Here is a 12,810-nt window from a genome sequence, read left to right as displayed (position 1 = left end):
GGTGCAGCGGTCTAGAAGGGGGGCTCGTCGGCGAAGCCACCCGAGCCGGCCGGCGGGGCGGAACCCCACGGGTCGTCAGCGGGTGCGCCACCGCCACGAGACTGCGAGGGACCGCCGCCGAAGCCGCCGCCACCGCCGCCGTCTCCACGGCTGACCTTGTTGACCTTCGCGGTCGCGTAGCGCAGCGAGGGGCCGATCTCGTCGACCTCCAGCTCCACGACGGTGCGCTTCTCGCCTTCCTTCGTCTCGAAGGAACGCTGGCGCAGCCGCCCGGTGACGAGCACTCGCGAACCGCGGGTGAGCGACTCGGCCACGTTCTCGGCGACCTGCCGCCACACGTTGCACCGCAGGAACAGCGCTTCGCCGTCCTTCCACTCGCCGGACTGGCGGTCGAAGGTGCGGGGCGTGGAAGCGACCGTGAAGGACGCCACCGCGGCACCGCTCTGGGTGAAGCGGAGTTCCGGGTCGGCGGTCAGGTTCCCGACCACCGTGATCGTCGTCTCACCAGCCATGTCTTGGGAGCTCCCCTAATCGAGGTTCGTCAGGCCTTGACGGCCGACTTGGCGGGCTCGCGGCGCAGGACCTTCGTCCGGAGCACCGTCTCCTGCAGACCGAGCTGGCGGTCCAGTTCCTTCACCGCGTCGGGAGTCGAGGTCAGGTCGAGCACCGCGTAGATACCCTCGGTGTTCTTGTTGATCTCAAAGCTCAGCCGGCGCTTGCCCCACACCTCGACCTTCTCAACGTTGCCGCCCGTGGTGCGGATGACGTTGAGGAACGTGTCGAGAGACGGCGCGATCGTGCGCTCGTCAAGGCTGGGGTCGAGGATGACCATCACTTCGTAATGACGCATGAGGACCACTCACCTCCTGTGGACTCGCGGCCACGGGCTTTCCGTGGCAGGAGGGTCGTCGCGTCAGCAACTGAAGAAGGTTAACAGAGCGCGTCCGGTGACTACGCAGGGGTGCGGCGGAGCACCCAGGTCCGCACCAGCGCGCCCGTCACCAGGGCCAGCATCAGCACCGCGAGCAGCACCGGCAGGCCGACGCCGCCGGGACCGCCGAGCCTGGGCAGCGCCGTCGCGCGACCGGCCGCCAGCACCTGGTCGGTGTCGAGGCCGGTTCCGTTGGAGGCACGGGGAACCTGCGAGCCGTAGCGCACGCCGGGCGACGGCGAGTAGAGGCCGGGCATCGCGAACGGCAGCGAGCCGTAGCTGAACAGCGGCACGCGGCCGAAGTTCGACCCGAGCGCGTAGAGCGAGAAGTCGCGGTTGCTCGGGGCGCTCTGCGGCGTCCCCGGTGTGCCGGGACTCACACCCGGCTGCTGGCCCGGAGACGTGCCGGGCTGCTGCGGCTGGGGCTGCTGGCCCGGCGCCTGGGGCTGGCCGGGCAACTGCGGCGTGAGCTTCTGCGAGGCGTCCGCGATCGCCTTGCTGCCGTCCTGGATCGGCGCCGCGACCTGGTTCACGCCCGTCACGACGACTCCGCAGCCGCTGGTCAGCGTCGAGCGCACGGACTTGTCGAGCGTGCCGATGACCGGTCCGAGCAACGGCAGCTTCTGCAGCTCGGCGACCACGGCGTTCGCGATCGTGGCACCGCTGATCGTGGTCGTGCCGGCCTGCACCGCACCGATCGGAATCGGTTTGCCCTGCGAGAACAGCGGCTTGAACTGATCGGCGATCGGCGGTCCGAGCAGGGGGATCGCGCGGATCAGGTCGGTGATGGGCTGAGTGACGGCGGCGGGGCTGAGCGAGACCGGGGTCCCAGGCGTGCCCTGCACCGATGTCGCGCAACTGCCCACGACGATGGGCTCGGCCGCCGTGGCGGGTACAGCTCCCACGGAGGCGGAGGCCAGCGCCAGAAGCGTCGCGGCGGTGACGCTGAGCAGTCGCATGTGAACCCCTTTCCTACTCTCAAGTAACGACCGTAGGTCCTGGTCGTGACGCAGGCCATCCCCAGTTTTTGCAATTACTCCTATCGGCGGCGGCTGCGATGGCGTTATGGACTCCGACTACCCTCCTAGTTCATGCGCATCGGGGCCCATGTACGCGACGACGACCCGGTCGGCGCCGCGGCCGAACGCGGGGCCGAGGTCGTCCAGTTCTTCCTGTCCGATCCACAGGGCTGGAAGAAGCCGAAGCCGCACCCCCAGGCGGAGGCCCTGCTCGCCTCCGATCTCGAGGTGTTCGTCCACGCCCCGTACATGATCAACATTGCGTCGCTGAACAACAAGATCCGGATTCCGAGCCGGAAGAACGTGATCCAGCACGCCGAGGCCGCCGCGACCGTGGGCGCGAAGGGCCTGATCGTGCACGGCGGCCACGTCACCAAGGGTGAGGACCCGGCGGAGGGCTTCGCGAACTGGCGCAAGTTCTTCGAGCGCCAGGTCGCCGAGGGCGGCTTCGCGGTCCCGGTCCTGATCGAGAACACCGCGGGCGGCGACAACGCCATGGCCCGCACCTTCGACTCCCTCAAGCTGCTCTGGGACGCGGTCGGCGAGTTCGGCGCGGGCTTCTGCCTCGACACCTGCCACGCGTTCGCCGCCGGTGAGGACCTCGTCGGCATCGTCGACCGGGTGAAAGCGATCACCGGCCGCATCGACCTCGTGCACCTCAACAGCTCGCGCGACGAGTTCGGTTCCTCGCGCGACCGGCACGACAACATCAGCACTGGCACCATCGACGCCGATCAGCTCGTGGCGGTGGCCGCGAGCGCCGGATGCCCCGTCGTGGTCGAGACACCCGACGAGGGCCAGGCCGACGACATCGCGTTCCTGCGCGACCGCGCCGGCCGGTGAAGACCGTGCACGAGGTGGTGAGCGTGACGCCCGAGCGAGGTGACTCCGGGCGTTTCGCGACCCGCTTCGGCAAATCCGCCGCCGCCGTGCTCGTGCTGCTGTGCGGGCTCACGCTGCTGCTGGGCTTCATCAACAAGGACCGCTGCACGGGTCCGCAGTTCGACCAGTGGGGCCGCACGCAGCCCAACTACGACGAGCGGAACAAGGAAGAGGTCTGCTACTCCGACATCCAGCACCTCTGGATCGGGCGCGACATCGACCGGCACGTCTTCCCGTACGTCGACGGCGGCATCAACGACAAGGGCGTCCTCGTCGGCGGTTCCGTCGAGTACCCGGTGCTCACCGGCGTGATCATCTGGGCGGGCGCGATCTTCGCGCACAACGACGCGGAGTACCTGCTCTTCTCGTCGCTGCTGATGGCACCGTTCGGCCTGCTCACCGGCTGGTTGCTGGGCAAGCTCGCCCGCTGGCGCGCCCTGCTGTGGGCGATCGGCCCGCCGCTGGTCCTGTACGCGTTCCACAACTGGGACCTGCCGGTCGTGCTGTGCTCGGCGGCCGCGGTCTACGTGGTGCACCGCTGGAACCGGCCGCTGGTCGAACGGGCGACGGTCGCGTCGGTCCTGCTCGGCCTCGGGTTCGCGTTCAAGGTCTACCCGGCGATCTTCGTGCTGCCGCTGATGCTCTTCGTCGGCACCGGGGGCTGGCGCGGCCAGGAGCTGCCGGAGGGCAAGAAGGCCGACGTCGCCGGTGCGATCAAGGTCGGCCTCGCCTCGATCATCACGGTCGTGCTGGTCAACCTGCCGTTCGCGTTCGCCGGCTACGACGGCTGGGCGGCGTCGTTCGAGTTCCAGCAGCTGCGCCGGGTCGACATCACCACGAACTCGATCTGGTACTGGGGCCTGCGGCCGTTCATGGGCGACGACGCGATGCAGTCGCTGGTCAGCGTCATCTCGCCGATCACGATCCTGATCTCGTTCGCGATCGCCGCCGGCTACGGCTGGCTGCGGTACCGCCGCGAGGGCACCTACCCGTGGATCGCGGTGTCCGGGGCGATGCTGTGCGGGTTCATGCTGCTGCACAAGGTCCACTCGCCGCAGTACACGCTGTGGCTGGTGCCGTTCCTCGTGCTGCTGCGCGTGCGGCTGATGTGGGCGTTCGCGTACTTCGTGGTCGACCTGGCGATGGGCATCGGGATCTTCCGCTGGTTCTGGGCGATCGAGTTCGGCAAGCCCGCCGGGATCTACGACAGCTTCTCCGCGCAGGCCGTCATGATCGGCGTGTGGGGCCGTGCGGCGCTGCTCGTCGCGCTGTTCGTGGCGTTCCTGCAGGCCCGTGACGTGACCGAGGACGACCGCGAGGACCTGAAGTTCATCCGCGGAGCCGTAGCCGCGAAGGCCTGACCGGCCGCAGACTGCACCCGTGAGGGTGATCATCGTGCTGGCGTTGCTGCTGGCCTGTGGCGCCTCCGGCGTGCCCGTGCGGTCGGAGGTGGTCCGCTGGCTGCCCGTGTGGCAGGCCGTGCCGACGCTCTCCGCCTCCGTGCCGGACCAGAGCGTGCGCACGACGGTCGACCTCACCGCGAGCGGCACATCGGTTCGTGTGCGGCTGTCGAACCTGATGGGCACCAAACCGGTCCGCGTCGAGCAGGTCACCGTGACCGCGAACGGCGAGTCGCGGCAGCTGACGTTCGGACGTGCCCGCGGCGTCACGATCAGGCCGCGCGACGAGGTCTACAGCGACGCCGTGCGGCTGAAGGTGACGAGCACGCTGGAGATCAGCACGTACGCCCCGGCCGGCACACCGTGTCAGGCGCGCGCACATCGCACGATCACGTCCGCGCGGTCCTACGTCTGCCTCGTCTCGGCGGTCGAGGTCGCGGGCTTCACGGCACCGGGTGCGGTGGTGATGTTCGGCGACTCGATCACCGAGGGTTTCTCGGAGGGCACCTGGCCGTCCCTCGTCCAGACCGACTACGCCGTGCTCAACGCGGGCATCAACGGCAACGGCGTGCTGAGCGGCGACGCCCCGATGATCACCCGCGTCTACCGGGACGTCCTGTACAGCCGCGAGGTGCGCAAGGTCGTCCTGCTCGGCGGCATCAACGACATCCAGCACGACGTCAGCGCGGAGAACGTCATCGCCGGCATCCGCACGGTGCTCCTGCGCTGCCGCAACGAGGGCGTGCAGGTGCTCGTCGGCACGCTCACGCCGTGGCGCGGCTGGGTCAGCTGGACCGAGGAGCGCGAGCGGCAGCGCCAGCGGACCAACGCCTGGATCCGCGCCACCTTCCCGGACGCGATCGACTTCGAGGCCGCCGTGCGCGACCCGGCCGACCCGCTCAGACTGCGTCCGGAGTTCGACTCCGGTGATCACCTGCATCCGAACGGGGCCGCATTCGGTGCAATGGCTCGCCTCGTGCGGGTCTGACGAGCCGGCGGTCCGGCGCGTCGGCCAGCACGCCCGCCAACGGGTCCTGGTCGCCCGAGAGGCGCACGAGGTCGCGCTCCGGGTGGTAGATCTCCTTGATGATGAGCACGCACAGCCCGATGACGGCGGCGTCGCGCAGCAGCACCGCGCCGAGGAACCAGTCGATCGGCAGGCCCTTGTTCTCCGTGCCGAGGTAGAAGTACATCCGCGGCACCCACACCAGCGCGTCGACCGTCATCCACGCCAGCAACAGCTTCCAGCGCGGCAGCGCGAGCACCGCCAGCGGCACCAGCCACAGCGAGTACTGCGGGCTCCACACCTTGTTCGTCAGCAGGAACGCCGCGACCACGAGGAACCCGAGCTGCGCGAGCCGCGGCCTGGTCGGCGCGGACAGCGTCACGTACGCGATGCCTGCGCAGCACACGAGGAACAGCACCGAGCTCACGGTGTTGAGCACCGTCGGCGCCTGCCCCTGCTGCAGCCCGGGGTCGAAGCCCTGCCACCCGGTCCACTGCACGAGCACGTTGTAGAGCGTGTCCGGGTCGGCGTTGCGCTCGGTGTTGAGGCGGAAGAACTCCTTCCACCCGATGTGCGACGTCGGGTTCAACGCGATCGGCGCGTTGACGAGCACCCACGCCCCGATGGCCGACACGGTGGCCGTGAGCCCAGCCTTCAACCGGTCAGAGCGCCAGCACAGCAGAAGCAGCGGCCCGAGCAGGAACAACGGGTAGAGCTTCGCCGCACCGCCCAGCCCCAGCAGCACCCCGGCGAGCATCGGCTTCTTCCGCGCCCACGCCAGCAGACCGGCCGTGGCGAACGCGGTCGCGATCGTGTCGAAGTTCGTGAACGCGTGCACGATCACCAGCGGGGACACCGCGACGATCGCCGCGTCCCACATGCGCCTGCGCGCGATTCGCGCCACCGAGAACACGGTGATGAGCCACGCCACGGCCAGCCAGAACGCCGTGACGTCGAAGAACACGATCACCGTCATCGGCAGCCCGGGAACGAGCGCCACGAGCCCCTGCGCCACCCGCGCGTTGAGCCACATGAACAGACCGGTGATGACCGGGTACTCCATGTACCGAATGTGCTCGGTCGGCTTGCCCTCGTCGTCCTTCCACGACGTGATGTACGGGAAGGAACCGCGCTGGTCGAGCCGTTCCGCCGTGTAGAGCGGCACGGTGTCGGAGTAGCAGAGCGCGGTGAACTGCCTGCTGCCCCGCCAGTCCAGCTGCACCTGGCCCTTCTCGTCGACGTACTGCTGGATGCACGGCGACTTCTGCACCCAGCCGGCCAGCAGCGTCAGCACGGCGAGCAGCAGGATCACCCGCGCCGCCGTCCAGAACCAGTGCCTGCCGACCTGCGCGTGCTCACCGAGCGGACCGCCGAAGGGTCTGCTCAGGGTGCGGGCGAGCGACTCGGTCCAGGTGGGGGCGACCCGCTCGGAGTGCGTGAGCGAGTCGGTGTCCTCGGCGGGAAGCTCGGCAGGGCTGCTGGGCACGTGGCGGATGTTACGGCCAAGACCGTTTCGCCGTGGTCAACATCCCCGACCAAAGCAAAGGGCCCGGTGCGTTGCGCACCGGGCCCTCAGCTCTGACGGGTGTCACCCGCCGCCGGGATTTCGGGCGTCTCCCCCGGGATTGCCTCCCGGGAGGCCGGGCTTCGTCGTGGTCGTCTTGCCGCCCGTCGTCGTCGTCGGGTTCGGGCAGAAGAAGCCCTCACAGGGCTCCGTCGGGCCGGTCGGCTTCGGGTCGCTGGTCCTGCTCGGCTCAGTCGGCTTGTCCGGCGTGTTGGACGGCTGGCTCGACGTCGGCGCCTCCGACTTCGTCGGCGGGTTGAACTGGTTGAGCGGCTTGGGCTTCGCGAACTTCTCCATCTGCGTCCCGGCCAGCGCCTTGTCCATGAACGCCTGCCAGATCCTGCCCGGCACGCCGGAACCGAAGATGTTGCTGCCGCTCTTGTCCGTGATCGGCTGAGAGCCCTCGTCGCGGCCGACCCACACCGACGCCGAGATCGACGGGGTGTAGCCGACCATCCACGCCTTGGAGTTCATGCCGATCTTGCCGCCCGGCGCGACGTTCGGGTCGAGCTCGTGGGTACCGGTCTTGCCGGCGCACTCCCGGCCCTGCGCGCAGGGGATCGACGAGCGCTTCGGGATCTCCTTCAGCACCTCGGTGACGTTGTCGGCGATGTCCTGGCTCTTCGTCTGGTCGGGGTCGAACGCCGAGATCGGCTTGTCCGCGTGCTGGTAGAGCACGCCGCCGTCCGGGCCGGTGATCTTCACGATGAAGAACGGCTGGCGGTAGACACCGCGTGCGGCGAACGTCGCGAACGCGGACGCCATGTCGAACGGCCGGACCCGTGCCTGGTCACCACCGATGGCGATACCGGCGTTCGGCGTTCCGCCGTCCTCGCCGACCAGGAGCTTGCGCGGCCCCTGACCGTCGTGGAGGTCCACCTCGTTCGGGATGCCCGCCTGGTGCGCGGCCTCGACGGTCGGCCGGATGCCGATGTCGTTGAGGACCATGTCGTAGAACACCGTGTTCAGCGACAGGATCATCGCTTCCTTGACCGGGCATTCCTTCTGGCAGTTGGGCGCCGCGGTGGCGTTGCGGATCGTCACCTTGGTGTTGCCGTTGCCGAACTGGCGCGGGGACGAGCCGTCGTAGGTCGTGCCGATGCCCCGGCCGTGTTGCAGCGCCGCGACCAGGTCGAACGGCTTGAACGACGAGCCGGGTTCCTGCAGCGTGCCCTTCGCGTAGTCGTAGCTGCCGCGGCCGCCGCGGCCGCCCCAGTAGGCCCGCACGGCACCAGAGGCGGGCTCGATGGCCGTCAGCGACGTCTTCAGCATCTCCGGCTGACCGCCCTTGATCATGATGTCGTCCACGGCCTGCTCGGCCGCGGTCTGCATCTTCGGGTCGATCGTCGTCTGGATGGTGACGCCGGTCTTCTGCGCCTGCTCGAACGAGACGCCGGTCTGCTCCGCCTCCAGGGCCTCCTGGACCTGGTCGATGATCAGGCCGCGCGGGCCGTCGAGCGACTTCGGCTGGGTCTCGGCGAACGGCAGCGGCCTCGGGAACTGCTGCGCGTCGACGTACGCCTGGTCGACCCAGTGCTTCTGGAGCATCTGCCCCATCACGAACTTCCAGCGCTTGGTCGCGTACTCGCTGTCCTCGGACCACGACGGCGTCTGGATCATGCCGGCGATGAGCGCGGCCTCCGACGGCGTCAGGTCCTTCATGTCCTTCTTGTAGTAGACCTGCGCGGCGGCCTTGAAGCCGTTGGCGCCGCGGCCGAAGTACACCGTGTTGAGGTACGCCGTCAGGATCGTGTTGTGATCCGACTCGTTGCTCATCTTGAAGGCCTTGACGACCTCGGTGAACTTGCGGGTCAGCGTCGGCGCCTCGTTGCCGGTCGCCTTCTTGATGTACTGCTGCGTCAGACCGGAACCACCGCTGGAGCCACCGCTCACCTGGATCCAGACGGCGCGCAGGATCGCCTTGGCGTCGAAGCCGGGGTTGTCGTAGAAGTCCGCGTCCTCCGCCGCGAGCACCGCGTGCTTGACGTTATCCGGAATCTCGTCGTACGTCAGCATCGACCGGTTCTCACCGGGTGAGGTGATCTTGGTCATCTCACTGCCGTCGGCGTACTGCAGCGTGATCGTCTTGTTCTGGCCGGCCGCGATCTGTTCCGGCTTCGGCCAGTCGACCAGCGGGTACGCGACCGCGACCGCGATCACCGGGCCGAGGATCATCAGGCCGAGTGCGACGAACGCGCCGATGCGGACGCGCTTCCAGATCTTCTTCTTGCGCAGGCGGCGCTCCTCCTCTTCGGTGAGCTCCGGCTCGTCGTCGTAGTACTCGTCGTCCTCGTCGTCGATGCCACCCGCGAGGAGGAACTCGTCCTCGGGCTCGCGGTGGGTCAGGAGGTCGGGCTCGCGCTGCGGCGGCCGGTTGACCGGTGGCAGCTGCGTGGTCCGCTCCTCACCGGGCTTGCGCGGAGGCATGCCGGGACGGCCGGGACCGCCAGGGCCGCCCGCGGGACCGCCGGGCCGGCGACCACCGGGAGGTGGCGCGACCGGCATGCCGCCGGGCGGTGTCGGGGGACGCCCGCCGGGCCCGCCAGGACCGCCCTGAGGGCTACCGGGACCCTGCGGGCGTCCGGGACCGCCCTGGGGGCCTCCCGGCGCGCCTGCGGCACCCTGCGGCCCTGGTCCGTTCGGGCGGCGTGGGGGCTGCTGCTGTGGGAAACCACCGGGTGGCGTGCCACCCTGGGGAGGGCGCGCGAAACCGCCGGGCGGGGTGCCCGGTCGCGGCTGATTCGGGACATCACGTCTCGTGCCGCCGCCGTCCGGGTCGTCCCCGGTCGGCCATTGCGGCTCGCCTCCGCGCTGCCGGTCATCATGCTGGTCGTTCACGTGAAAAGGCCTCCCAGACCGGCGCGCATCAGCACGCGGTTCGGTGGTCGTACTTCGTTCGGAGCAGTGTCACCTGTGGGTCATTCCGCCGCAGTCCTCCTGCGTGGCTTTTCCAGCCCACGCTTCCCCAGGACGTATGACTGCACCAGGTGGTTCCAACTGCATGTGCGACAAACTTCAACGACGTACACGGTGAACTCGTCGAAGAGGGTTGCCATCTTCACGAGCTCTTCAGGTGTCCGCGCCGAACCGGTCGCGTGCTTGAGCTCGTCACCGTAGACCCACGAGACGTTCGTGAGCGGTTCCTTCCGGCACACCGGGCATGGCACTTCCGTCGCCGTACCGTGGAACTTCGCAGCTCGCAGCAGGTACGGGGACGCGTCGCAGACCTCCATGGTGCCCGTGCGGCCGGCGTAGACCTCCGCCAGCAGCGCACGCCGCTGCAGCGAGTAGTCCACCACCTGCCGTTGGGTCAACACGTGACCAGAGTACGTGCCGACCGCATTGGCGATGATGGGCCGTTCAGGGCAGCGGAGTCCGAAGCGGTATCACGGTGTGCCACATCCCACACTGAAGAGGGGCCATCGATGTATCGCGGCGATATAATCACCTCACCTATCGGTGCAGGCGCGAGGAGGTGACTCGTGTTCGAGTTCGCGCTGCTCGGCCTGCTGCACGAGGCGCCCATGCACGGCTACGAGCTGCGCAAGCGCTTGCACGACCTGCTCGGAGCGTTTCGCGCGTTCTCCTACGGATCGCTGTACCCAACTTTGCGGCGACTCCAACGTGCGGGCCTGATCGTGGAGGAGGGGCCGGAGGAATCGGCTCTTTCTTGGGGACGTCGGGCGCGCAAGGTCTACAAGCTGACTCCGGAGGGCAAGGAGAGATTTGCCGAGCTCCTCGCCAACGCGGGTCCGCAGACCTGGGACGACGACTCGTTCGGAGTCCACCTGGCGTTCTTCTCCCGCACGCCCGCCGACGTCAGGATGCGCATCCTGGAAGGCAGGCGGCGGTGTGTCGAGGAACGCAGGGAGGGGCTTCGCGAGCGGCTCACGCGCACGGGTGAGCAGATCGACCGCTACACCCGCGAGCTGCACAGGCAGGGGCTGGAAAGCACGGAGCGCGAGGTGCGGTGGCTCAACGAGCTCATCGCGCACGAGCAGCACGAACAGTCCGAGCAGGACGAGTAGTACTCATCTTTGATCAAGGAGGACTCGGCAATGGGCGGAAATCGCCGCACCGTTCGAGTGGCCATCGTCGGGGTTGGCAACTGCGCGGCGTCGCTGGTGCAGGGCGTCCACTACTACCGGGACGCCGACCCGAGCACCCGCGTGCCCGGTCTGATGCACGTGCAGTTCGGTGACTACCACGTGCGCGATGTCGAGTTCGTGGCTGCGTTCGACGTCGACGCGAAGAAGGTCGGCGTCGACCTGGCCGAGGCGATCGTGGCCAGCGAGAACAACACGATCAAGATCGCGGACGTGCCGCCGCTGGGCGTGGTCGTGCAGCGCGGGCACACCCTCGACGGCCTCGGCCGCTTCTACCGCGAGACGATCGAGGAGTCCGACTTCGAGCCGGTCGACGTCGTGCAGGCCCTGCGCGACGCCGAGGTCGACGTGCTCGTCTCGTACCTGCCGGTGGGCTCGGAAGAGGCCGACCGCTTCTACGCCCAGTGCGCCATCGACGCCGGTGTGGCGTTCGTCAACGCCCTGCCGGTCTTCATCGCCTCGGACCCGGAGTGGGCGGAGAAGTTCCGCGCGGCCGGCGTGCCGATCGTCGGTGACGACATCAAGTCCCAGGTCGGCGCCACCATCACGCACCGCGTGCTGGCGAAGCTGTTCGAGGACCGCGGCGTCCAGCTCGACCGCACCATGCAGCTGAACGTGGGCGGCAACATGGACTTCCTGAACATGAAGGAGCTGGAGCGACTGGAGTCCAAGAAGGTCTCCAAGACCCAGTCCGTGACGTCCCAGCTCAGCCGCGACATCGGCAAGGACAACGTCCACATCGGCCCGTCCGACTACGTGGCGTGGCTCGACGACCGCAAGTGGGCCTACGTCCGGCTGGAGGGCCGCGCGTTCGGCGACGTGCCGCTGAACCTGGAGTACAAGCTGGAGGTCTGGGACTCCCCGAACTCCGCGGGCATCATCATCGACGCGGTCCGCGCGGCGAAGATCGCCCTCGACCGGGGCATCGGCGGCCCGATCCTCTCGGCGTCGTCGTACTTCATGAAGTCCCCGCCCGTGCAGTACTCGGACCCCGAGGCCCACGCGGCCGTCGAGGCGTTCATCCGCGGCGAGTGAACTGACAGGGCCGCCCTCTCCGGTCGAGGGCGGCCCTTCTTTCAGCGCTTCGAGAGCCGCAGCTTCTGCCAGCTGCCGTCCGCGGTCCACCCGCCGTCGACGGGCAGCGCCACGCCGTTGACGTACCGGGCGTTGTCGCTCGCGAGGAACCGAACGGCCTGCGCGATGTCGTCCGGCACCGCGAACCTGCCGGCCGGCACGTGGTCCGTGATGTCCTCGTCGACGTAGTACCCACCGGCCTGCGACTCGACGTCCATCTCGGTCTTGACCCAGCCGGGACACACGGCGTTGACCCGGATCCCCCGGCCGCCCCACTCGACCGCGAGCGTGCGGGTCAACCCGATCAGCCCGTGCTTGGTCGTGTTGTACGCGGCCCGGTCCGCGACCCCCTGCAGCCCGGCCACGGACGCGATGTTGACGACGCAGCCCTGCCGTTGGGCGAGCATGACCCTGCCGAGCGCCTGCGTGAGCAGAAACGGCCCGGTCAGGTTGACCGCCATGATCCGCTCCCACTGTTCGAGGCTGGTGTCCTCGAACGGCACGATGCCCGCGATCCCGGCGTTGTTGACCAGCACGTCGACCCGGCCGTGCGTGCTGGTGACGTGATCGGTCAGGCGCTGCACGTCCGCGGCGCTGGCGACGTTGCCGACGATCCCGTCCTTGCTCTCCCGCAGGTCGAACCCGACGACGGCGAACCCGTCCTCGCGCAGCACGTCCGCGATGCGCAGCCCCATGCCCTGCGCCGCGCCGGTGACCACAGCAACTCGTTGCGTCATGGGCGCCACGCTAAGGACGTACCGCCGTTCAGGGACAGCCACGTTCGTGTGTTTGGAGTCTCAGCACCAGACCTGCTTCCGCTAGGTTCGG

12 protein-coding genes are annotated in these 12,810 nt (G+C 68.7%); 5 read left to right on the top strand and 7 right to left on the bottom strand.

The window, feature by feature from the left end; translation table 11 throughout:
- Positions 1-11: 11 nt before the first annotated feature.
- The 3 genes from ACWEIJ_RS08865 to ACWEIJ_RS08855 form a co-directional block, all read right to left on the bottom strand.
- Positions 12-512 (bottom strand): single-stranded DNA-binding protein, encoded by a 501-nt coding sequence (locus ACWEIJ_RS08865; protein ID WP_204761238.1) that lies wholly within the window; start codon positions 510-512, stop codon positions 12-14.
- A 29-nt stretch (positions 513-541) separates the two neighbouring features.
- On the bottom strand, positions 542-850 hold the full coding sequence (rpsF, locus tag ACWEIJ_RS08860; protein WP_081901884.1) for a 30S ribosomal protein S6: 309 nt from the start codon (positions 848-850) through the stop codon (positions 542-544).
- A gap of 101 nt (positions 851-951) precedes the next feature.
- The gene (locus ACWEIJ_RS08855) at positions 952-1,890 is read right to left on the bottom strand and encodes a hypothetical protein (protein WP_449836590.1); all 939 of its coding nucleotides are present in this window, start codon (positions 1,888-1,890) and stop codon (positions 952-954) included.
- A 132-nt stretch (positions 1,891-2,022) separates the two neighbouring features.
- Between ACWEIJ_RS08855 and ACWEIJ_RS08850 the strand changes: the two genes are divergently transcribed.
- The 3 genes from ACWEIJ_RS08850 to ACWEIJ_RS08840 are packed head-to-tail and all read left to right on the top strand — an operon-like array spanning position 2,023 to position 5,220.
- The gene (locus ACWEIJ_RS08850; RefSeq protein WP_449836589.1) at positions 2,023-2,793 is read left to right on the top strand and encodes a deoxyribonuclease IV; all 771 of its coding nucleotides are present in this window, start codon (positions 2,023-2,025) and stop codon (positions 2,791-2,793) included.
- Positions 2,794-2,816: 23 nt separating this feature from the next.
- Positions 2,817-4,193, top strand: a complete 1,377-nt coding sequence (locus ACWEIJ_RS08845) for a glycosyltransferase family 87 protein (RefSeq protein WP_449836588.1) — start codon at positions 2,817-2,819, stop codon at positions 4,191-4,193.
- A gap of 19 nt (positions 4,194-4,212) precedes the next feature.
- Entirely contained in the window at positions 4,213-5,220 is a 1,008-nt protein-coding gene (locus tag ACWEIJ_RS08840; protein WP_449836587.1) for a GDSL-type esterase/lipase family protein, read from the top strand.
- On the opposite strand, the gene ACWEIJ_RS08835 is transcribed toward ACWEIJ_RS08840, so the two are convergent.
- The 3 genes from ACWEIJ_RS08835 to ACWEIJ_RS08825 form a co-directional block, all read right to left on the bottom strand.
- A complete protein-coding gene (locus ACWEIJ_RS08835; protein ID WP_449836586.1) occupies positions 5,132-6,724 on the bottom strand; it encodes a glycosyltransferase family 87 protein in 1,593 nt (530 codons plus the stop codon). The genes ACWEIJ_RS08840 and ACWEIJ_RS08835 overlap by 89 nt on opposite strands.
- 102 nt (positions 6,725-6,826) lie before the next feature.
- Complete coding sequence (locus tag ACWEIJ_RS08830) at positions 6,827-9,307, bottom strand: transglycosylase domain-containing protein (protein ID WP_449836585.1); 2,481 nt, start codon at positions 9,305-9,307, stop codon at positions 6,827-6,829.
- Between the two features lie 413 nt (positions 9,308-9,720).
- A complete protein-coding gene (locus ACWEIJ_RS08825; protein WP_382372346.1) occupies positions 9,721-10,119 on the bottom strand; it encodes a DUF5318 domain-containing protein in 399 nt (132 codons plus the stop codon).
- Positions 10,120-10,284: 165 nt separating this feature from the next.
- On the opposite strand from ACWEIJ_RS08825, the gene ACWEIJ_RS08820 reads away from it, so the two are divergent.
- Together ACWEIJ_RS08820 and ACWEIJ_RS08815 are read left to right on the top strand one after the other, a co-directional pair.
- Complete coding sequence (locus ACWEIJ_RS08820; protein ID WP_355448466.1) at positions 10,285-10,830, top strand: PadR family transcriptional regulator; 546 nt, start codon at positions 10,285-10,287, stop codon at positions 10,828-10,830.
- A 30-nt stretch (positions 10,831-10,860) separates the two neighbouring features.
- On the top strand, positions 10,861-11,943 hold the full coding sequence (locus ACWEIJ_RS08815) for an inositol-3-phosphate synthase (RefSeq protein WP_355448469.1): 1,083 nt from the start codon (positions 10,861-10,863) through the stop codon (positions 11,941-11,943).
- A 41-nt stretch (positions 11,944-11,984) separates the two neighbouring features.
- Here the strand turns inward: ACWEIJ_RS08815 and ACWEIJ_RS08810 are convergent, their stop codons facing one another.
- The gene (locus ACWEIJ_RS08810; RefSeq protein WP_449836584.1) at positions 11,985-12,719 is read right to left on the bottom strand and encodes an SDR family NAD(P)-dependent oxidoreductase; all 735 of its coding nucleotides are present in this window, start codon (positions 12,717-12,719) and stop codon (positions 11,985-11,987) included.
- Positions 12,720-12,810 lie beyond the last annotated feature (91 nt).

The sequence above is a fragment of the Lentzea sp. NPDC004789 genome, from assembly GCF_053601075.1.
This window is presented reverse-complemented; position numbering and strand designations above follow the sequence as displayed.

Excerpts from the sequence above, each read along its gene's own strand:
- ACWEIJ_RS08865 (WP_204761238.1), bottom strand. The coding sequence starts at position 512 with ATGGCTGGTGAGACGACGATCACGGTGGTCGGGAACCTGACCGCCGAC.
- rpsF (WP_081901884.1), bottom strand. The coding sequence starts at position 850 with ATGCGTCATTACGAAGTGATGGTCATCCTCGACCCCAGCCTTGACGAG.
- ACWEIJ_RS08855 (WP_449836590.1), bottom strand. The coding sequence starts at position 1,890 with ATGCGACTGCTCAGCGTCACCGCCGCGACGCTTCTGGCGCTGGCCTCC.
- ACWEIJ_RS08850 (WP_449836589.1), top strand. The coding sequence starts at position 2,023 with ATGCGCATCGGGGCCCATGTACGCGACGACGACCCGGTCGGCGCCGCG.
- ACWEIJ_RS08830 (WP_449836585.1), bottom strand. The coding sequence starts at position 9,307 with ATGCCGGTCGCGCCACCTCCCGGTGGTCGCCGGCCCGGCGGTCCCGCG.
- ACWEIJ_RS08815 (WP_355448469.1), top strand. The coding sequence starts at position 10,861 with ATGGGCGGAAATCGCCGCACCGTTCGAGTGGCCATCGTCGGGGTTGGC.
- ACWEIJ_RS08810 (WP_449836584.1), bottom strand. The coding sequence starts at position 12,719 with ATGACGCAACGAGTTGCTGTGGTCACCGGCGCGGCGCAGGGCATGGGG.